19 protein-coding genes, 8 tRNA genes and 2 rRNA genes (1 of these 29 running past the window's edge) are annotated in these 20,071 nt (G+C 38.5%); 3 read left to right on the top strand and 26 right to left on the bottom strand.

From position 1 onward, the window contains the following. Positions 1 to 48: 48 nt before the first annotated feature. Complete coding sequence (locus tag Q5760_RS01050; protein WP_428910444.1) at positions 49 to 576, bottom strand: CueP family metal-binding protein; 528 nt, start codon at positions 574 to 576, stop codon at positions 49 to 51. Positions 577 to 830: 254 nt separating this feature from the next. Next, positions 831 to 2,453: a catalase gene (locus Q5760_RS01045; RefSeq protein WP_428912468.1), complete on the bottom strand. Its 1,623-nt coding sequence runs from the start codon at positions 2,451 to 2,453 to the stop codon at positions 831 to 833. Between the two features lie 364 nt (positions 2,454 to 2,817). Here Q5760_RS01045 and Q5760_RS01040 point away from each other — a divergent pair, with 364 nt between their 5' ends. Next, a complete protein-coding gene (locus tag Q5760_RS01040; RefSeq protein WP_428910443.1) occupies positions 2,818 to 3,039 on the top strand; it encodes a heavy-metal-associated domain-containing protein in 222 nt (73 codons plus the stop codon). 81 nt (positions 3,040 to 3,120) lie between these two features. Here the strand turns inward: Q5760_RS01040 and Q5760_RS01035 are convergent, their stop codons facing one another. Next, entirely contained in the window at positions 3,121 to 4,275 is a 1,155-nt protein-coding gene (locus Q5760_RS01035) for an AI-2E family transporter (RefSeq protein WP_428910442.1), read from the bottom strand. A 248-nt stretch (positions 4,276 to 4,523) separates the two neighbouring features. Between Q5760_RS01035 and Q5760_RS01030 the strand changes: the two genes are divergently transcribed. Continuing rightward, positions 4,524 to 4,772 (top strand): heavy-metal-associated domain-containing protein, encoded by a 249-nt coding sequence (locus Q5760_RS01030; RefSeq protein ID WP_428910441.1) that lies wholly within the window; start codon positions 4,524 to 4,526, stop codon positions 4,770 to 4,772. Next, entirely contained in the window at positions 4,769 to 6,670 is a 1,902-nt protein-coding gene (locus tag Q5760_RS01025) for a heavy metal translocating P-type ATPase (protein ID WP_428910440.1), read from the top strand. Before Q5760_RS01030 ends, Q5760_RS01025 begins: the two co-directional genes overlap by 4 nt. Before the next feature lie 55 nt (positions 6,671 to 6,725). On the opposite strand, the gene Q5760_RS01020 is transcribed toward Q5760_RS01025, so the two are convergent. From Q5760_RS01020 to Q5760_RS00910, 23 genes are all read right to left on the bottom strand, one after another. Further along, positions 6,726 to 6,854 carry a hypothetical protein gene (locus tag Q5760_RS01020; protein ID WP_428910439.1) on the bottom strand — a complete coding sequence of 43 codons (129 nt, stop codon included), beginning with the start codon at positions 6,852 to 6,854 and terminating at the stop codon, positions 6,726 to 6,728. A 661-nt stretch (positions 6,855 to 7,515) separates the two neighbouring features. Further along, a complete protein-coding gene (locus Q5760_RS01015; RefSeq protein ID WP_428909369.1) occupies positions 7,516 to 8,394 on the bottom strand; it encodes an IS3 family transposase in 879 nt (292 codons plus the stop codon). Then, the gene (locus Q5760_RS01010; RefSeq protein WP_428909370.1) at positions 8,391 to 8,690 is read right to left on the bottom strand and encodes a transposase; all 300 of its coding nucleotides are present in this window, start codon (positions 8,688 to 8,690) and stop codon (positions 8,391 to 8,393) included. The genes Q5760_RS01015 and Q5760_RS01010 overlap by 4 nt, the downstream gene beginning before the upstream one ends. Positions 8,691 to 8,867: 177 nt before the next feature. Next, positions 8,868 to 10,055, bottom strand: a complete 1,188-nt coding sequence (locus Q5760_RS01005) for a chromate transporter (protein WP_428910438.1) — start codon at positions 10,053 to 10,055, stop codon at positions 8,868 to 8,870. A 20-nt stretch (positions 10,056 to 10,075) separates the two neighbouring features. After that, positions 10,076 to 10,384: a PadR family transcriptional regulator gene (locus tag Q5760_RS01000; RefSeq protein WP_428912467.1), complete on the bottom strand. Its 309-nt coding sequence runs from the start codon at positions 10,382 to 10,384 to the stop codon at positions 10,076 to 10,078. Positions 10,385 to 10,797: 413 nt separating this feature from the next. Beyond that, positions 10,798 to 10,998, bottom strand: a complete 201-nt coding sequence (locus Q5760_RS00995; RefSeq protein ID WP_428910437.1) for a hypothetical protein — start codon at positions 10,996 to 10,998, stop codon at positions 10,798 to 10,800. Between the two features lie 82 nt (positions 10,999 to 11,080). After that, entirely contained in the window at positions 11,081 to 11,914 is an 834-nt protein-coding gene (locus Q5760_RS00990) for a DUF1835 domain-containing protein (RefSeq protein ID WP_428910436.1), read from the bottom strand. Positions 11,915 to 12,062: 148 nt separating this feature from the next. Further along, positions 12,063 to 13,409 (bottom strand): phosphoglucosamine mutase, encoded by a 1,347-nt coding sequence (gene glmM / locus Q5760_RS00985; protein ID WP_428910435.1) that lies wholly within the window; start codon positions 13,407 to 13,409, stop codon positions 12,063 to 12,065. 107 nt (positions 13,410 to 13,516) lie between these two features. Next, on the bottom strand, positions 13,517 to 14,815 hold the full coding sequence (locus Q5760_RS00980; RefSeq protein WP_428910434.1) for a CdaR family protein: 1,299 nt from the start codon (positions 14,813 to 14,815) through the stop codon (positions 13,517 to 13,519). Then, positions 14,808 to 15,635, bottom strand: a complete 828-nt coding sequence (cdaA, locus tag Q5760_RS00975; RefSeq protein WP_428910433.1) for a diadenylate cyclase CdaA — start codon at positions 15,633 to 15,635, stop codon at positions 14,808 to 14,810. The genes Q5760_RS00980 and cdaA overlap by 8 nt, the downstream gene beginning before the upstream one ends. 208 nt (positions 15,636 to 15,843) lie before the next feature. Continuing rightward, a complete protein-coding gene (locus Q5760_RS00970; RefSeq protein WP_428910432.1) occupies positions 15,844 to 16,476 on the bottom strand; it encodes a zf-HC2 domain-containing protein in 633 nt (210 codons plus the stop codon). A 16-nt stretch (positions 16,477 to 16,492) separates the two neighbouring features. After that, positions 16,493 to 17,056 (bottom strand): RNA polymerase sigma factor SigW, encoded by a 564-nt coding sequence (sigW, locus tag Q5760_RS00965; protein ID WP_428910431.1) that lies wholly within the window; start codon positions 17,054 to 17,056, stop codon positions 16,493 to 16,495. 215 nt (positions 17,057 to 17,271) lie between these two features. After that, a complete protein-coding gene (gene rocF, locus Q5760_RS00960) occupies positions 17,272 to 18,168 on the bottom strand; it encodes an arginase (protein ID WP_428910430.1) in 897 nt (298 codons plus the stop codon). A gap of 434 nt (positions 18,169 to 18,602) precedes the next feature. Then, positions 18,603 to 18,675, bottom strand: a tRNA-Lys gene (locus tag Q5760_RS00955). 125 nt (positions 18,676 to 18,800) lie between these two features. Next, positions 18,801 to 18,875: transfer RNA gene (locus tag Q5760_RS00950), tRNA-Gln, on the bottom strand. 67 nt (positions 18,876 to 18,942) lie between these two features. Next, positions 18,943 to 19,026, bottom strand: a tRNA-Tyr gene (locus Q5760_RS00945). Between the two features lie 24 nt (positions 19,027 to 19,050). Further along, positions 19,051 to 19,123, bottom strand: a tRNA-Thr gene (locus Q5760_RS00940). Positions 19,124 to 19,129: 6 nt separating this feature from the next. Further along, positions 19,130 to 19,205 (bottom strand) — tRNA-Val (locus Q5760_RS00935). 71 nt (positions 19,206 to 19,276) lie between these two features. Beyond that, positions 19,277 to 19,351 (bottom strand) — tRNA-Glu (locus Q5760_RS00930). Positions 19,352 to 19,367: 16 nt separating this feature from the next. Then, positions 19,368 to 19,440 (bottom strand) — tRNA-Thr (locus Q5760_RS00925). A 26-nt stretch (positions 19,441 to 19,466) separates the two neighbouring features. Continuing rightward, positions 19,467 to 19,541, bottom strand: a tRNA-Asn gene (locus tag Q5760_RS00920). A 7-nt stretch (positions 19,542 to 19,548) separates the two neighbouring features. Next, positions 19,549 to 19,664: ribosomal RNA gene (gene rrf / locus Q5760_RS00915) — 5S ribosomal RNA — on the bottom strand. 118 nt (positions 19,665 to 19,782) lie between these two features. Then, positions 19,783 to 20,071: ribosomal RNA gene (locus tag Q5760_RS00910) — 23S ribosomal RNA — on the bottom strand (it continues 2,649 nt past the right edge of the window).

The following is a 20,071-nucleotide window of genomic DNA, read 5'->3' as shown; positions in this document are numbered from 1 at the left end:
CTGCACCCCAATCCTTTTACAAAAATTCTCTTAAGTTTAAGCACTCTACTATGTTAACTGCATCGTTGTAATACAAGTATCATCGTTTTCAAAAGTGGATAACTCCGCTTCTACCTTTTTACCCTCATATTCGAGTTCTACATGATACTCCTTGTCCCGCGGTAACCATAAATCAATGAAACCATTAGACTGAGTTTTTAATTGCTGGTCTACTACGACATTTCCTTCCTTGTCCTCGATATAAACCTCAAACTCTTCATTAACCAATTCACCTTGACAACCTGTCAAGTTATGAATTTGTCAAGGATGGGTTTGTTCGATATAAGGAGCAATCGATACAAAAAATTCATCTTCTGGCAAATCATAAGAAACCTGATTTCCATCACGATTTGTTGCGATGAGCTCATGTGATGTTATTGATGCAGATTGATCTTTAATGTTACGTAAGCTATAATCGCTCACTAACTCCTTAATTTCCTTTCCTTCATTTTCTTTAAATGCGTTATCTTCATTTCCATTGCAAGCAACCAATACAAAAGAGGCTACTACCACGCCGATCAAACTTTTTAATTTCACCTACGTTTTCCCTCCAATCCTTTTAACCATTCTACAAATCCATCATCTAATCTAGTAATCTATTATTAAGTAAACATTCCAAAAACATTCCTATCACGATCATAATATCGAACTCGATCAAAGTAAATAGTCTAGTAAAAATTACTATTTATCTTCAACACTCTAACAAAATCTGTAACTAAAAAATAAACTTAACACAAAACAAACAAGGTATTCCTAAAGTGATCAGCACTTCAGGAATACCATATTCTTATTTAATATGGATCAGCCTCATGGCTTTTCTTTACTGCATCCTTTGTTGCATCATTTGCAGCTAAAGAGCCTTGCCCAAACTTTGATTTACCTGACTCTCGACCTGGAACCTTATTCTCCGTTTTTAATTCTTTCATCACCTTTTCGATCCCTTCCTTCACACGGCGACCATAATCTTCATCTGCCTGTGTGAAGTGGTTAACCATGGCGTCCTGAATCCTTTTGTCACAAACAGCAAGCGCTTCGGAAAGATTTTTAATCAATTCATCCCGCTCCCAATCCTCGAAGCTACGGTATGTATGACCAGCCTGACCATAGTTATTAGGTCGATCAATGGGTGCACTCATAACTGCTCCATTATACACCGGTTGATGCGGCACACGATTTTCTTTTCCCTCTTCTTGATATCCACCTAGCATTGATGGCTCATAATTTATATGTGGATTTTCCCCAGACTCTTTTGGATCACGGAAATCCATTTGACCACGTTGCTGATTGGTACGAACGGGCGCTTTCGGAGCATTTACAGGTAATTGTAAGTAGTTTGCTCCAACTCGATAGCGCTGCGTATCAGAATACGAAAAAGTACGACCTTGCAGCATTTTATCATCAGAGAAATCCATTCCATCGACAAGAACACCCGTACCAAATGCCGCTTGTTCTATTTCTGCATGAAAATCCACTGGATTTCGATCAAGCACCATTCGACCTACCGGAAGCCACGGAAACTTATCCTCTGGCCAAAGCTTCGTATCATCAAGGGGATCAAAATCAAGCTCTGAATGGTAATCATCTTCCATGATTTGGACAAAGAGCTCCCATTCCGGATAGTCCCCTCGCTCAATCGCCTCATATAAATCTTGAGTTGCATGTCCAACATTATTTGCCTGGATCTCGTTTGCTTCTTCTTGTGTTAAGTTACGAATTCCTTGCTTTGGCTCCCAGTGATACTTAACTAACACAGCCTCACCCTTGTTATTTACCCATTTATAAGTGTATACTCCGGAACCCTGCATATGACGATATGTTGCCGGAATTCCCCATGGTGAAAAAAGGAATGTAATCATATGGGTTGCCTCTGGAGTACGGGAAACAAAGTCAAACATTCGCTGTGGATGGGATACATTCGATGCTGGATCTGGTTTAAATGCGTGAATCATGTCAGGAAATTTCATCGCATCACGGATAAAAAATATTTTTAGATTATTCCCTACTAAATCCCAGTTTCCATCTTCCGTATACATCTTTACAGCAAAACCGCGTGGATCGCGTGCAGTTTCTGGTGAATCTTTTGCCCCTGCAACGGTTGAGAAACGAACCATTAAGGGTGTTCTCTTCCCAGCACCGGAAAATACTTTTGCACGGGTATACTTTTCTACTGGCTCATTCCCCACTTTTCCATATGTTTCAAAATATCCAAATGCCCCTGATCCCCGTGCATGAACCACTCGCTCCGGGATCTCCTCACGATCAAAATGGGAAATCTTTTCAATAAAATGGTAATTTTCAAGCGTAGCTGGTCCACGATTCCCAACGGTACGGATATTTTGGTTATCCAATACTGGATGACCTTGGCGCGTTGTTAATGTTTCTCGGTTTACCTCTTGTTCATTCGACTCATTCATACCTGTATTTTCTGCCAAGTGAAGCCCTCCTTAAAATAGATACCTCTTTCTTTTCCCCTATATTGGAAAATTCATACGACATTAAGACTTCCTTCGTTTTAGTTTTGCTATATTAAAGGTTCTTGTTGATTGTAGTGGAAGACACGAAGATTCCTGCGGGAGAAGCGAACAGGCAGACACCTTTAGTCAAGAAGGATCAAGGTAGTTTGAGATCGCTCAGAGAAAGCGAAGTGCCTGAAATGAAAATCCACAAACAAGTTTGACAGAGTCTTCGAATAACACTCGAACTTGACCTACGTCAATTATTTTATATACATCCCTTGCTAAAATAAAACTATAATTAAACAAGGGAGGAAACAAAAAAATGGCAAAAGCAACTTTCCAATTAGAACCTTTAACTTGTCCATCCTGTATTAAAAAAATTGAAACCACTCTTAATAAAACAGCAGGCGTTGAAAGCGCAAAGGTATTATTTAACTCAAGCAAAGTGAAGGCAGAATTTGATGATAATCAGGTAAATGCTAATCAATTAGAAGAAAAGATTAAAAAACTAGGTTATCCTGTATTATCATCAAAAACTTCTTAAAAAAAGGATGCAGCTACTCATATAAATCCAGTAGCTGCATCCTTTTTTACCATTGGCTTAAACAAGGACATTCGATTTTCATTATTTAGGTTGTTCGATTTTCGTATCCTCATAAAGTTGACTTCGAATTTTAAAATACTCGAACAAATGAGTAGTAATAACTTTCAGGATTGCATACCCTGGGACTGCTAAAAGAATACCTACAACTCCGAATAAATTTCCTGCGATGATGATAATAAAAATAATCGTAATGGGATGAATATGTAGATTTCTTCCCATTATTTGAGGCGAGATGAGCTTCCCTTCAATTAATTGCACAATCGTCCAAACAATAATCAATTTTAGCAACATATAAGGTGATGTCACAATGGCTATAATCAATGCCGGTGTAATCGCAATTGCTGGACCAAGGTAAGGAACTATACTTGTAAAGCCGGCGATCAACGCCAGTACAGGCGCATAATCAAGACCGATAATAAGAAATCCTATTAACATGAGTAGACCAATACAAAGGCTGACAACAATTTGCCCTCTAATATAAGAACTAATTTGCTTATTCATTTCCCTTAATACCGTAAATGTATGACTACGCATAAGTGTTGGTAAAAATTTAAGAATATAATCGGGAAGTTTTTTACCGTCCTTCAACAAATAAAACAAGATAAATGGAACTGTTATGATCGCCATGATCGTCTTCGAAACAGATCCAATGATATTCCCAATACCTGTAAAAGTCGAATTTAGTATGGTAGTCGCCTGATTTGAAACTTGAATCGCTAAATCTGAAACATTGAAATTTAATGTTTGCTGTACTTCATTGAGAAACTGACTTCCAATGACTTGTTCGATCATCCTCTCAATATCAATAACCAAGTGTGGAAAGCTAACAATTAACCTCATAATTTGATCACGCAACAATGGAATCACGGAAACAATCAGAATCGTAAGAATGCCAATGATCAATAAGTAAAGAACAATAATACTGTATATTCTTTTAACACCTTTTCTTTCAAAGTAGTCAACGATAGGTACAAATAGATAATAGAAAATCGCTGATAACACAATCGGTAATACGACCGTTTGGAAAAAAACAACAATAGGGGTAAAAATAAAAGAAACCTTTTTAAAGACAAGTATATTCAAACCTATTAATAATAATATGATGAGGAAGATAACAAAACGATTGTTCAATATAAACTTCTTGAAAATATCTATTTTAGATGGATTGAAATTCAATGAAGCACCTTCTTTTTCAGTAAGCAATAATATTTATGTGAAATCATTATATCATATTAACTATTTTTACTAGAAATGGTTGCAGCTACCACTTTTTTTTGCAGGGGCTGTATCTTTTTTCTTTTCCTTGAAATTGTATTAGAAAAAAGAAGTCAAACTTGATGAGAGTCAATTTTTCAAAACGAAAAGCCCCTTATGATAAGAGTATAAAGAAGACGATAAAACAACAAAGGAAAGGAGCGAACACAATGGAAAAATCTGTTTTTCAAGTAGGACCATTTGAATGTGCTGGGTGTGCAAAAAAACTAGAAAATCAGTTAAAAGATACAGCTGGTGTGATTTCTGTTAAAGTGTTTCCGCATTTATGTAAAATTCGAACAGAATTTGATGAAAAAAAGATATCCATTAAACAATTAGAAGAATTTCTAAGAAAATGGGGCTATCCGATTCAAACTCAAGCTCATACTTTATCAAATAAAGGGAGGAAAATTTCATGATTGCACACATTCATAAACATAAAAATCAACTTACACTTACTTCTTTTCTATTAATTATTGCAGGGTTTGTTGCTGGAGGACTTGGATATGGCGATTTCAAAAATATCGCTCTGGTCATTGCCACCATTCTTGCAGGAGTACCGATTATTATTAAAGCCCTTCAATCCCTACGTATGAAAGCTTTTAGTATTGAACTATTAGTAACGATTGCCGTAATTGGAGCTCTTTATATTGGCGAGTATACCGAGTCATCGGTTGTTACATTCTTATTCCTATTTGGAGATTATTTAGAAGCACGTACATTAGCAAAAACTCGTTCATCATTAAAACAATTAGTGGATATGGCACCACAAGAAGCGACTGTTATCCGGGATGGCAACGAAATGACTATTCCAGTGGAAGACGTAGTTGAAGGGGATCGCGTCATTATCCGATCTGGTGGAAAGGTTCCAGTTGATGGAAGCATTATTTCCGGTCAGGCTTCATTAAATGAGGCGGCTGTTACAGGTGAATCTGTACCATCCATGAAAAAGGTAGAAGATAAAGTATTTAGTGGAACGATTGTTGATAATGGATTCATTGAAATAATCGCAGAAAAAGTTGGGGACGATACAACTTTTGCGAAAATCATTGAGTTGGTTGAGGAAGCACAGGAATCTAAATCAAAAACAGAGAAGTTTCTTAACAAGTTTTCCAATATCTATACTCCAGGTGTTGTGGTTCTTTCAATCCTTGTTTATCTCTTTACAAGAGATCTTCACCTTGCGATTACCTTTCTAGTTATCGCTTGCCCAGGTGCCTTGGTTATTGGTGCTCCGGTGTCAAACGTTTCTGGGATTGGGAACGGAGCCAAAAACGGTGTCCTAGTTAAAGGCGGAGAAGTGATGGATAAACTCTCCAAGGTGGATACACTTGTTTTTGATAAAACAGGAACCTTAACAAAAGGGAAACCAGAGGTAACCGATATTAAAACATTTCAAGCTATTGCTGAAAACGAATTATTAACATTAGTGGCACAAGCTGAAACCATATCAGAGCACCACTTAGGACAAACGATTGTTAAGGAAGCAAAGGCTAGAAAAATAGAGTTAACGAAGGATCCAATTGATGGCGAGGTAATCAAAGGAAACGGCATTAAGGCATTGATTGAAGGTCGTCGTTTAGTGATTGGTAACCGCAAGTTAATGAAGAGTGAAAATATTGTACTATCGGAAGAAGTTGCAAACTATGCAGTTGGTCGTGAAAAGGCAGGAAACACGGCTATTTTCGCTGCAGTAGACGGAAAAGTAGCTGGGATTTTCTCAATCGCTGATCAGATTCGTGAAGATGCCCAAAGAGCATTAGCACAAATGAGGGAGAATGGCATTAAGAAAATTGTGATGTTGACCGGCGATAACCGCCATACAGCTCAGTTAGTTTCGAAACAATTAGGGATTGATGAATTCCATGCAGAATTATTACCAGAAAACAAAGTAGAACATGTGAAAAAATTAAAAGAAGAAGGTCGTATTGTCGCGATGGCTGGGGATGGAATCAATGATGCGCCTGCGATTGCAACTGCCGATATTGGATTAGCAATGGGAGAAGGCGGAACCGACATCTCAATGGAAACTGCCGACGTCGTTCTTATGGCAGATAAGTTAATGCAATTCTCACATGCTTACTCCTTAGCAAAAGCAACGATCCGCAATATGAAACAAAACACTTATCTCGCCGTTGGAACTGTATTCATCTTACTTCTCGGGGTATTAAATGGATCTGTTCACTTAGCATCAGGTATGTTCATCCATGAAGCCAGCGTACTCTTAGTTATCTTGAATGCAATGAGATTGATCCGATTTAATCGTAAAAATACTAAATTAGAAGCGAAGTTACAACCGGAAACGGTCCAAGCATAACTTTTTTCTTAACTACAAATGTTAGATTTATAGAAAAAGAGAGTCACATAATCGATTATGAAGACTCTCTTTTTCTATAATTCGTATTCGTCAATTGATAGAATAAGTAAGAAATATAATGGTTTAACTGGAATCGATCATCAATAACAAAATCCACCATCGTTAATTTACTATCTTTTGACATTTATTTCTCACCTCCTAATCTTGTTATCTTTAGCTTTCCCAAACTATTATTCTTTTATACATATATCTTTAGCTATATTTCTATAAATGAAACTTATCTGTGTATCGGCCCCGCCTTCGCCAAATACCATGATGACCACGCGTGCCACCCTCCTATATGCATTATATTTGCAAACGCTTACAGAACTCAAGGGTTTCTATACCAAAAATTTCGACAGTTTTCCCTATGCGTGCAGGTTTTATCAATTAAAACTTTACTTCAATTCTGAAAACATTTTTTTCAGTTAAGAGAGGATAAAGGCACCTTTCGGACAGCATCACCGCTTAAAGCTAGGTTTGTGTCCGTTAGGCTGTGCACATGCTTCTGTCAAGTAGACAGTACCAAAGTGTCCTATATCTTTGCCTCAAGCACTATACTATCAATACGTTGAGCTTAAGCCATATCCACCACCCTTGCCAGTCATTTGGGTTCGTGGTGTAAGTAAAGTGGCGAATTGGAGAAAATAAAGCTATAAAAGCTCTCCAATCGCGCACACAGCGTACCACGAACCAGCTCTTCTAAGCTCTCTCTGGTCGGGGCCCGATACCCAACACAGCGAATCACTAAGAAGAGGTATTCCAGGCAAGGGCAAGCAGCTCCGCTGTGGTTCCCTGCGTGTCTCTTAGCTTGCATATTGTTTGATATATTTTACAGGACTCGTTTGTAATTTTGTATTAATTCGGCTATGATTAAAGTAATGGATATATTCGGATGCCGCATTTTGGACTTCGAATGCAGTTTCTGCATCTTCAAAAAAGCATTTTACTTCACATTTGAAGTGGCTAAAGAAGTTCTCAATGGGTGCGTTGTCCCAGCAATTGCCTTTGCGGGACATAGATGGGGTGAGGCCCATCTTTTTGACACGCATTTGGTATCCAGCGTTTGTGAATTGTACGCCTTGATCACTATGTAGAATGGCGCCTTTCACAAACGCTTTTTCTTTTAAACGATCTAACGCTTCGTAAACCAGCTCTAAATCTTGGCGATGACTAATTGCATACGCCACGATCTCGTCATGAAATAAATCTTTAATCGCACATAAATAGATATGTTTATTTGGTCCTTGTTCTACTGGTAAGTAGGTAATGTCAATCGTAAACTTCATTCCCGGTTTGTTTGCGTGAAAGTTTCGATTTAATATATTGGGGACTTTAATATTGACCTCATTACTCTTGATATAACGCCTTTGGCGAATTTTACAACGAATACCATATTTCCTCATAATTTTAGAAACACGTATCTCTCCAACCTCAATGCCATATTCTTCTTTTAATGCCATTTTCATTCTGTTTCTACCTAACGTTCCGCGGTGCTTATGGTGTAGTTTAATGATATAGTTGTACAGCTCTTCATCCCTTTGTGCTTGCACACTACCTCCACCACGTTTTTTCCATTTGTAATAACCAGAACGAGATACGTTAGTTAATTGAACTAATAGCGTAACGGGATAATCTTTTGAGTTTGCTTCGATAAAGGCAAATTCTACTTCTTTCTGCTTCACATCCTTTCCAGCTCTAACAGCTTTTTTAAGTATTCGATCTGTAAGGCCTGTCTTTCGATGATCTCATTTTTTGTTTCCTCTTCATTTCGTTTTTGCTTACCTATGCTCTTCATCCCTCTTGTATCTTTTAATGCCTCATATCCTCCTTCGCGCACTTTATTTACCCAACGATTCGCTACACGAGGGGCGCTGATGTTATATTCTTTTATCAAGTCTCGGATTGAATGCCCCTCGAAATATTTTTCAACTACTGTTTTCTTTAATTCGTAACTGTATCTTTTTTGTTGTCTTGCCATATTCATCTCCCACCAATATCTATCTTTTTCTACTATAAGGTTATCAAATGAATAGGACACTTTCTAAGATTGTCTACTTTATAGATACAATATCACTGCCTCGATCGGACAAGTTCCATCTAACTCATGGAAATGCTATCCGAATCATACCCCATTGCGGAGTTTCTCAATTTCTACTTATAGAAAAGTCATAATTGTTCCACCAATTGCCCCAGTCACCACGATGATCCAAGGAGGTAGCTTCCAATACGCTAACATACTAAACAGGATCGCTGCAAAAGCAAAGTCAATAGGAGCTAATATCGAACTGGTCCAAATAGGTTGATAAAAGGCTGAAATTAAGATTCCAACAACTGCTGCATTCATCCCCATTAAAGCCCCTTTTATTTTAGGATTGCGACGCAATGAATCCCAAAATGGCAACGTCCCTAAAATAAGCAGGAAAGCAGGCAAGAAAATAGCAATTGTTGCAAGGATTCCTCCTTGCCATCCATTCATCACTGCACCAAGATAAGCAGCAAAGGTAAATAGAGGACCTGGTACCGCTTGTGTCGCACCGTAACCTGCTAAAAATGCCTCCTCACTCAACCATCCAGTTGGAACAAATTCACGTTCAAGCAATGGTAAAACGACATGACCACCACCAAAAACTAAAGAACCTGAACGATAAAAGCTATCAAACATAGCAATCCAACTTAAAGAGGTGATTTCCCTTAATATTGGCAAAATGATCAGTAATCCAAAAAACAAAGATAGACATATAACGGCAAATCTACGGGATATTGGAAACTGTATCCTTGATTCGTCACTTTCCGTATGTTGTTTGTAAATAATAAATCCGATAATGCCTGAAATAACGATGACCCCAACTTGTGTGAATGCGGTTTGCCATAAGAGCGAGACAGCTAATGCAAACAAGGCGATAGCCTTTCGTTTTAAATCAGGGGTTAGTTTCTGTGACATTCCTAAAATGGCATGGGCAACAACGGCTACGGCTACGATTTTTAGTCCATGGATCCAACCCACTTCACCAATATTAAGTCCTTGCAGGATTAAAGCAAATGCGATAAGCGCAAGAACGGAAGGTAATGTAAAACCAAGAAAAGATACAATACCGCCTAGTACACCTCCCCGCATCACCCCGATTCCAATTCCTACTTGACTACTTGCCGGACCCGGTAAGAATTGGCATAATGCCACTAAATCAGCGTAGCTTTTTTCATCCATCCATTTTCTTCTTTGTATGTACTCATTGTGAAAGTAGCCTAGATGCGCTACCGGCCCTCCAAACGAGGTTAATCCGAGCCTAGTCGATACAAGGAGAATCTCTAATAGAGTTCTAAAATCATGTTTCTTTTGTTTCACTATTTTCACCTTCTCTTCTATTAATCTTTAATTTCCCTAAATAGCTCATATGCCTTTTTCCTCGCTTCAGCAAGCACCATACTGCCCTTATCCGTAGTCGTATAATACTTTCTTATTTTGCCATCTACATTTCTATTTTCTCGTACTAAAAGTCCATCCTCCTCCATATGGTGAAGGATAGGGTATAGAGTACCAGCACTCATATCGTATCCATGCTCTTTAAGTTCATCAAGCATCCATGCGCCAAAAATCGGATTTTCTTTCGCATGGTGTAAAATATGGATTTGAATAAAACCAAGAAACAACTTTCGCAAAACCTTGTCTTCCAAAACCGTCACCTCAATCAAATTCACCCGTCGAATTTGCGTCCGGATTTTTCTCGAGCCTCGAGAAATTTCCTTTAAAAAATCCGAGACATCCGCCGGAGACTTTAACTTCATTCAGCTTAGGGGTTGAACCCCCACTTAATGGATAAAAGCTTGCATTCATCTCGTCACTTATAATCGTTAGCGTTCTGTACCTGTCGCAAGCTTTCGATACAAAGACATTTGCTGAAGGAAGTTAAATATCGAAACTCAATATCGATTTTCGATATTGTAATCGTATACTAGTTTTTAATCATGTTCAATACATCTAACCAATCATTTACCTAACTTTTACATTGTAGCAATAGGATTATTCAAAGTCCTTCGAATAATCCTGTGTTCGTTCTTCCATATCTTTGATTCTATTTATTAAACTCTTATTTAGATGAATCATTATGTATTTTTTTCAATTTGGTCACATTCCCAATAAAGCCTATAAACCCAGCAACCATAAGGAGTATGGGAACCATCAAAGATTGAATAGTCGCTGGTACCTTCATCACGAATCGATATCCTCCATAAAGGCATATAATCAAGTATGCAATTAATTGAATGATTACTTTTGTTTTCATACTCACATTTCCATCTCCTGTAAAAGTAATAGTATAATAGTTTGACATTATTTAATAACAATAGGTCAAGTAAAAACTTGGACACAGATTAACGGTTCAATCGAACACGATAAAAACGCATTGCTTCAAGGCTGCCTTCTGATTCAAAAACTTTTTTTCCAATCAAGGATTTAAGTCGATATTCCAGAAACGCATCCCCTACATATTGGTCTAAATAACCAAGTACCTCTCCGATTAATCTCGCAGATTTCATAAAATCGTTTGTTTTCTGCTTACCTTTTAACTTTTTAGCCCTTTTCACAATCACTTCATCATAATATTCTTCAGGAACACTCTGTACCGTTCCATTGCGCCAAATTCGTAAAGTTGCTTGACTATCTGCAAGAGAAAGCCAATCCTTTTCTAGATCTTCTCGATCATGATCTGTGAACAATTTCCCTTGACTCTGTTCATAGATGATTTTGAGCTTTTCAGGGAGGATTTCACCGGTATGAAGTAGAGAATATTTAACACTTTTAACCCGAAAAAGCTTCTCATGCTCTATTGTCGTGTTAATCAAGCTGATATCCACATTTTTTTCCTTTAAAAGATAAACAACAAATTGTAATCCTGTCTGCTCATGCGCATTTTCAAAAGCCCAAATCGTAACATGTTCACCTTCTGGAATCGCATTTATTTGTTTGAGCACTCTTTCAAATTTATTTGTATAGTCGGTATAGTCACTATCATATTCGTTACTCATATTCCTCTTTATCCACTCAAATCTAGATTGCATGCCCTCTTCCTCATGTAATTGCCTGATTGGACCAATAGAGAAAATATCCCAAAATGATATGACTCTATCCTTTCTATCAAGGCCCATTTCCCTTAAGGCAAATTTTAAGCTACCTGATGCTGATTCACCGAATATAATATGAATCATATGCCATCAATCCCCCTACATATCCGCAAATGTACCCCCTAATATCCTATCTATTCACCTTAAGATAAATGGTCGATTATTCTAAAATTTCCTATTAAAAAAATGCATAAAGGAAGTTTCCTCTATGCATTTTAACTTTTGTATCTTATTATTCTAATCCCATTTCTGCTCTTACAACATCTGCAATCCGATTTACGTAAGATTCACAAAGCTCTTCTGTTGAGGCTTCTGCCATGACACGAACCAATGGCTCTGTTCCCGAAGGACGAACCAAGATTCGACCATCCCCATTCATTTCCTTTTCCACTTCTGAAATGACTGCACTTACCTTTTCGTTATCAGTTACATGATGCTTATCTTTCACACGAATATTGACTAGTTTTTGTGGGAATTTTTTCATTTCACTGGCAAGTTCTGATAACGACTTTTTCGTTACTTTCATAATGTTAATGAGTTGAACACCTGTTAAAAGACCATCGCCTGTTGTATTGTAATCAAGGAAAATAATATGCCCTGACTGCTCTCCGCCAAGATTATAGCCATTCTTTCTCATTTCTTCAACGACGTAACGGTCACCTACTGCAGTTGGAATGCTACGGATACCTTGTGCTTCCAACGCTTTATAGAAACCAAGATTACTCATAACCGTCGATACAACAGTTCCTTGTTTTAATTGTCCGTTTTCTCTCATATACTTGGCACAAATATACATGATTTGGTCACCATCAACAATCTCACCATTTTCATCAATGGCAATGAGTCTGTCGCCGTCTCCATCAAAGGCAAGACCCACATCAGCATTCTTTTCCTTTAGAAACTGCGCTAAGGCTTCTGGATGGGTTGATCCAACTCCATCGTTTATATTAAGTCCATTTGGTGAGGCACCCATTGTAGACAAATCAGCTTCAAGATCTGCGAACAAATAGGTTGCAAGAGATGATGTTGCACCATGTGCACAATCTAATGCAACATGAATTCCTGAAAAGTCTTCATCAGCCGTTTGTTTGAGGTGCTGCAAATATTTTTGACTACCTTCAAAATAATCATTTACTTGTCCTAGATCAGCACCTACTGGGCGTGGTAGATTATCCTCTTCTAAATCCATCAACGTTTCAATTTCTAATTCCTGGTCATCTGATAATTTAAATCCATCTGGACCGAAAAATTTAATTCCATTATCTGCAACTGGATTATGCGATGCTGAAATCATCACTCCCGCTTGGGCACCTGTTGCCTTTGTTAAGTAAGCCACTCCTGGAGTTGAAATTACGCCTAAACGCATGACTTCCGCTCCAATCGAAAGCAAGCCAGCAACTAGTGCTCCTTCTAGCATATGACCCGAAACACGAGTGTCACGACCAATTAACACTTTTGGACGTTCTTGATCTTTTGTTAATACATACCCGCCAAAACGACCTAGTTTAAAAGCTAGTTCTGGAGTTAATTCACTATTTGCTACACCACGAACTCCATCTGTTCCAAAATATTTACCCATTATATATTGATCGCTCCTTCATGGATTTCCCTGTCTTATAATTGATAGATCAAACCTCTGATCCCAATCAGTTTACATGCATCTCTTCATTTTTATTATTTGATATATTAAATGCTTGTTCCTTCTTTTTCAGCTATGGAAATACTTACTTCTTTGTCAGCTAATTCCCAACTTGCCGCTTCGGGACCATTAACCTTTAATTCCAAGTCATGGTCACCTGGCGTTAAATTCGCTAGATTCACAAACACTTGAAAGTCTGCCTGTTTTATCTTAACAAGATCAGCATGCGTCCCTATCACAGTTAAGTTGGTTCTTCCACTTGAAGGTTGTCGAATAGTTGCTGTATACTCATCTGATAAACCCTCTAATTGAATAGGGATGCCTGTAAATACCTTTGTTTCGGTTTCGCTTTCAGCTTCCTCTTCCCCAGTTGTATTTGTTTCCTCCGCAACTTCACTAACTTGTATAGTTGCCACTACCTGCTCGGGAGATACTCCCTTAATTCCTTCAGAAATAATAACAGGAAGAGTCATCTCAGTGCTTTCTGTTATTTTACTAAGGTCTACTTCCACTCTTACGTTTTCAACCTTCCCCAGCGCCTCTTGGTTGCCTGAGATGGTTGCTTCTTTTTTGTCTAATGTGATGGAATCAATGACAACCCCTTGCGGCGGAGAGCCTTTTTCTACAATTTCAATTGGGACTGTTTTACTTACCTTTTCAATCGGTATCGATACCTTCACAGATTCTTGTGATAGTGTCACATTTAACTTGTTTAGATCTTTATCCAAGACCGTTATCGGCGCTGTTTTATTTACGATGTCATTGGTATCCTCAGAAAGTTCAACAATTGCTTTCACATACGTGATTTTTTCCATCACATCTTTTCCACCGGTGATCGTTACTTTCCTTGGATCAATGACAGCTTCACCGAATTCATATCCATCAGCAACTCTCTTTCGATCGTATTCAATATCAATCGTGTATTCCTTCGTTACCTTTTCCTGTACATTGACTTCAATATAAGTAGGATTAATGGTCGCTGTTATACTAGGAGACAAATCTCTTACCTGCAACAGAACCCGTTGCTTACCTATTTTTGCCTTTGTTAAATCGACAAATACTTCAAAGTCCTTCTGGGTTGTGGCTGCTCTAACATTTGGTGTCGGACCTTCTAATGTTACCTCAACGGTTTCAGGAACACCCGTAACAACGAGATTCTCTGTATCATAATAACTTTTCACAGGAATCCCAGCGATAATAGCCGCATCTGAATCCCCTGGTACATTCACATCATTTGAACCCATATTTTCATCATAGACGGAACCAAATAGTAGAAATGCCAGGACTAAGGCGACTAATTTCATAAAAATACGATTATCAATGAGTTTATCAAGCCACTTATCCATGTCTTTTTCCCCTCCAATTCCAACGAGCTGAAGAAGCCTGTTTTACTGTAGGAGATACAATTAATTCATTTGATAGCATTTCTCTAAATGTATCCTTACTTAAATCTCTATGTAAATTGCCATTTTTCGTTAGTGATATGCTCCCTGTTTCTTCAGAGACTACTACAGTCAAACTGTCCGTAACTTCACTAATTCCAATCGCTGCACGGTGCCTAGTCCCGAGTTCTTTCGATATAAATGGACTCTCTGATAGAGGTAAGTAACAGGCTGCCGCTGCAACCCGGTCTTTTTGGATGATCACAGCCCCATCGTGCAATGGCGTATTTGGGATAAAAATGTTAATTAACAGTTCTGATGATACTTTTGAATCCAAATCAATTCCTGTTTCAATATAATCTCCCATCCCTGTCTCTCGTTCAATTGAAATCAGGGCACCGATTCTTCTTTTGGCCATATAGTCTACCGCTTTTATAATTGATTCGACGAGCTCCTCCTGAAGCTCCTCTTCACGTAATCCACTTCTTGAAAAGAACTTTCCTCTTCCTAATTGTTCAAGTGCCCTACGTAATTCAGGTTGGAATATAATAATAATCGCCAAGAATCCCCAAATGAGTATTTGATCAGTAATCCAGAATAACGTCTGGAAATGAAAGAATTCACTGATCAGACGGACAATTAAAATTACAAATATTCCCTTTAAAAGTTGAACCGCCTTCGTCCCTCTAACAATCATAATAATTTTATATATGACGTACCAAACGAGGAGAATGTCAACTGCATTCGCTAAATAAGTCATCAATGGGAGATCTGATAAGCTCATTGTTCTTCCTCCATCCAGTTTAATAAGCGTTGGTACAAATAATTGGTTTAGAAACACAAACTTCCCTTTTATTCAAGTAATTGGGCACCACTCCATTATACCATAATTGCCATATATGCTGCTTGTTGAAACCTATTTTTGTATCTTTCATTAATATTCATTCCTTAGGAAGAAAAAAACCTCTGCACCTGCAGAGATCATGACTATCTTATTCTAAAGCTTTATGATCGTCTTCAAAAATATTTAATACATCTTCCCCAGTCTTTTGAATATGAAACCATACCCATTCAAACACTTGATTAATTTCCTTAATCTCTCCTGTAACTTTCCCTGCAGACGCCATATACGGCTCTCCATTTATGACCGTTACATTTCCCTTAACATGACCTTCAATCTGTAGGTCTCCATTCCGAACAATGACGTCACCGTCAACCACTTCTCCTTCAGGAACGATCACAGTGTTATTTTGAACAATGAGGTTTGATTGCTTTGATACGGAAAATTGCTGATCAGCATTCCAAGCTGTTGTTAAACTGCCAGCCATTAATACGATAAAAAGAGAAGCAGCTGTTAAGAGGGGATGATTCATAAACCATCGCTGAATGCTCACTTTTTTCTTTTCCCTCGGAAGATTTGCCATTAATTTCTCTGTAAAACCAGTTGGTGCCTCTATATGTGATGTACTTTGTACAAGAGCAATGGTCTTTCTTAATTGATGAAAATGATTAAAGCAATCCTGACAGGAATGTAGATGCTCACGCAATTCTTTTTCATGCGGGGGAGAAATCTCCTCATCTAAGTACTCATGCATATACGTTATAATTTTCGTTGGGCATTTCATTGTTTTCACCTTCTTATCACATATGTTGGAGTCTTTTGCGAAGAGCTTCCCTTCCACGATGTATTCGAGTCTTAACGGTCCCAAGCGGCATTTCTAGAATCTCACTTATTTCATTTAAAGATAATTCCTCAATGTATTTGAGTACAATCACTGAGCGGTATTTCTCTGGAAGTTTCATAATTTCTTTTTGAATGGTATCTTGTAATTCTAAACTTTCAACATCATCCTCTGGCAAACGAGTACTTGAAGGAATTTGTGAATACATAGTTAAGCCCTCAGTACCTGCCACCTCTGCATCTAAGTAATAATCCGGTTTCTTTTTTCGGATTCGGTCAATACAAAGGTTGGTTGTAATTCGAAAAAGCCAAGTTGAAAATTTATAATCACTATTATAGCTTCTTATATTAACATACGCACGAACAAAAGCCTCTTGTGCGATGTCCTCGGCTTCATGTCGGTTCCCAAGGATACGATAAGAAATTTGAAATACTTTATCTTTATACATTTCAACGATTTCTCCGAACGCATTCTGGTCACCTTTTATCACTTGCTTTATTCTCTTTTTAATAAGAGCATCCATTTCATAACCTCCGCTTCATGCGGCTACTCGATATACGTATCGATCCCCGAAAAGGTTTCACAAATTTATATTAAAATATCAATAAAATTTAATCCTTCTATGTACATTTTTCACAAAAAATGGGTGAAACATGGGGACGGTTCTCCTGTTTCATAACCATCTATTCTCATACAAAAAATAAGCAGTAACCATCGATATAAGTTACCGCATTATAATTATAATAGTTTTTCCCCAAATAATGAACCCATTAATGCAACTGCAGCCAAAGCAGTTTTATTTTTTTCATCAAGGATTGGATTCACTTCAACAAATTCTGCCGACGTGATTAGATTGGCCTCAGCTAACATTTCCATGGCTAAATGACTTTCACGATAACTGACACCGCCATTAACTGGAGTACCGACACCTGGGGCATCACTGGGATCTAATCCATCTAAGTCAAACGATAAATGAACGCCATCCGTTTTAGTTTTTAAATAAAGAATTGTTTCTTCGATCACCTTTGTCATACCTAATCGATCAATTTCATGCATGGTGAAGACTTTAATCTTTTTTTCTTTAATGAGTCTTTTCTCCCCTTCATCTAATGCTCTTGCCCCAATTATCACAGTATTCTCTGCTTCGACCTTTGGAGTAATACCCCCTACATTTGTTAAAAATTTATGCCCCAAACCAAGACTTGCCGCCAGTGGCATACCGTGAATATTACCCGAAGGTGAAGTTTCAACCGTATTTAAATCCCCATGTGCATCAAACCATATTATCCCTAAGTTTCGATAATGCTTTGCCAATCCCGCTAATGTACCAATTGCAATGCTATGGTCGCCTCCTAGTATTAAAGGAAAAGAACCTTCTTCTACGATCTTTGATACCTTTGTGGCTAAAATTTCATTTTTCTGGACCACTAGATTTAAGTTTTTTAAGTTTGTATTAGGATCAATGACCACTCCCGGTCTTCCAATTGAGATATCTCCCCAATCCTTGATCTCATCAAAAAGCCCTTCTAACTTCTCATAGATTCCCGCATATCGTATGGCACTAGGACCCATATCCACACCCCGGCGCATTTGTCCAAGATCCATCGGCATCCCAATAATCGATAATTTCTTCACGATTCATTTCCCCTTTGTGCCTGAACATTTTATATATTCTAATATCTAATTATATTATAAAACGACATTTGGTAGAATGGGCTATGGATGTATTGAGAATTATTATTTCTCCAGTTGTTTTTGTGGTTTTGGAGGAGGTACTTGGGGATTTTTGTAGTGATATTACTATTTTGAATATGAAGTCATTTTGCCTTGGCTATTATTCGTTTTAGTCTTCATAGGTCTGATGAATACCATTCAACTCGGCAATGGTACCTCTTTTTTGTCTTCATAAGCCTAATGAAGACCTTTTTTCCTAAGAAAAGCTACTTATTTGGCCTTCATTGCCTTGATGAAGTATTTTTGCAGGGAATAGCACTAATTTTAATCTTCATAATAAAAAATGCACAGGAAATTTTGTAATCAAAATTTCCTGTGCATTTTTGTTTTCCGTATGAGCCATGCAGGATTCGAACCTGCGACCCTCTGATTAAAAGTCAGATGCTCTACCGACTGAGCTAATGGCTCTAAAAAAAACTTTTTGTCCTAAATTTAGCTAGTGGTCCTGTGCTTCAAAAGCCTTTTGCTTTTGTCGCAAAACGAATCCCCTTCGGGACGATTCGTTTCTCTACCAACTGAGCTAATGGTTCTAATGGCTGGGCTAGCAGGATTCGAACCTACGAATGACGGAGTCAAAGTCCGTTGCCTTACCGCTTGGCTATAGCCCAATATCTATTTTTTAAAAATAAAAAGGACAGTTATTATCATGTCCCATTTTTTGTTTTATATTCATAATGGTGGAGGGGGACGGATTCGAACCGCCGAACCCAAGGGAGCGGATTTACAGTCCGCCGCGTTTAGCCACTTCGCTACCCCTCCATACAGGTAAGTATAAATAAAACATGCCGGCCAGAGGACTCGAACCCCCAACCTACTGATTACAAGTCAGTTGCTCTACCAATTGAGCTAGGCCGGCATAATATGGTGGAGGATGACGGGCTCGAACCGCCGACCCTCTGCTTGTAAGGCAGATGCTCTCCCAGCTGAGCTAATCCTCCGACATACAGGATGTGCTAGTGAATACGTTGCGACAGGTTGTCGTGCACCTAGCAGACCTTACTTATAAAAATGGTGACCCGTACGGGATTCGAACCCGTGTTACCGCCGTGAAAGGGCGGTGTCTTAACCGCTTGACCAACGGGCCGATAAATTAAATAGAAAGCTTCCAATCGGATTCGAACCGATGACCTCTTCCTTACCATGGAAGTGCTCTACCTGCTGAGCTATGGAAGCAGAAAAGATCTTACTTTACACAAAAATGGCTCCGCAGGTAGGATTCGAACCTACGACCGATCGGTTAACAGCCGATTGCTCTACCACTGAGCTACTGCGGAATAATTAGCTTGGCGACGTCCTACTCTCACAGGGGCAATGCCCCAACTACCATCGGCGCTGAGAAGCTTAACTTCCGTGTTCGGGATGGGAACGGGTGTGACCTTCTCGCTATCGTCACCAAACTATAAGACATTTTATATTATAATGCCTTTTATTATTTTTTCAAGAGGTAATTTTAAAAAATTATTCTCTCAAAACTAGATAATGCTGAAGAAAGAAATATTGAGTAATGCCTTGTTTTTGGTTAAGTCCTCGACCGATTAGTATTTGTCAGCTCCACATGTCACCATGCTTCCACCTCAAACCTATCAACCTGATCATCTTTCAGGGGTCTTACTAGTTTAACACTATGGGAAATCTCATCTTGAGGGGGGCTTCATGCTTAGATGCTTTCAGCACTTATCCCTTCCGCACATAGCTACCCAGCGATGCTCTTGGCAGAACAACTGGTACACCAGCGGTGCGTCCATCCCGGTCCTCTCGTACTAAGGACAGCTCCTCTCAAATTTCCTACGCCCACGACGGATAG

Origin of the sequence: Niallia sp. Kr1 (genome assembly GCF_050389805.1) — a bacterium.
Classification (GTDB): domain Bacteria; phylum Bacillota; class Bacilli; order Bacillales; family Cytobacillaceae; genus Bacillus_BD.
The sequence above is the reverse complement of the archived record's forward strand: the minus strand, read 5'-3'. Positions and strand labels throughout refer to the sequence as shown.

What these genes read in the sequence shown, in the direction of transcription:
- Q5760_RS01010 (WP_428909370.1), bottom strand. Translation starts at nt 8,690, where the DNA reads ATGGCAAGACAACAAAAAAGATACAGTTACGAATTAAAGAAAACAGTA.
- Q5760_RS01030 (WP_428910441.1), top strand. Translation starts at nt 4,524, where the DNA reads ATGGAAAAATCTGTTTTTCAAGTAGGACCATTTGAATGTGCTGGGTGT.
- Q5760_RS01040 (WP_428910443.1), top strand. Translation starts at nt 2,818, where the DNA reads ATGGCAAAAGCAACTTTCCAATTAGAACCTTTAACTTGTCCATCCTGT.
- Q5760_RS01045 (WP_428912468.1), bottom strand. Translation starts at nt 2,453, where the DNA reads ATGAATGAGTCGAATGAACAAGAGGTAAACCGAGAAACATTAACAACG.
- glmM (WP_428910435.1), bottom strand. Translation starts at nt 13,409, where the DNA reads ATGGGTAAATATTTTGGAACAGATGGAGTTCGTGGTGTAGCAAATAGT.
- Q5760_RS01025 (WP_428910440.1), top strand. Translation starts at nt 4,769, where the DNA reads ATGATTGCACACATTCATAAACATAAAAATCAACTTACACTTACTTCT.
- cdaA (WP_428910433.1), bottom strand. Translation starts at nt 15,635, where the DNA reads ATGAGCTTATCAGATCTCCCATTGATGACTTATTTAGCGAATGCAGTT.
- Q5760_RS00990 (WP_428910436.1), bottom strand. Translation starts at nt 11,914, where the DNA reads ATGATTCATATTATATTCGGTGAATCAGCATCAGGTAGCTTAAAATTT.
- Q5760_RS00970 (WP_428910432.1), bottom strand. Translation starts at nt 16,476, where the DNA reads ATGAAATGCCCAACGAAAATTATAACGTATATGCATGAGTACTTAGAT.
- Q5760_RS00980 (WP_428910434.1), bottom strand. Translation starts at nt 14,815, where the DNA reads ATGGATAAGTGGCTTGATAAACTCATTGATAATCGTATTTTTATGAAA.
- Q5760_RS01020 (WP_428910439.1), bottom strand. Translation starts at nt 6,854, where the DNA reads ATGTCAAAAGATAGTAAATTAACGATGGTGGATTTTGTTATTGATGAT.
- sigW (WP_428910431.1), bottom strand. Translation starts at nt 17,056, where the DNA reads ATGGATGCTCTTATTAAAAAGAGAATAAAGCAAGTGATAAAAGGTGAC.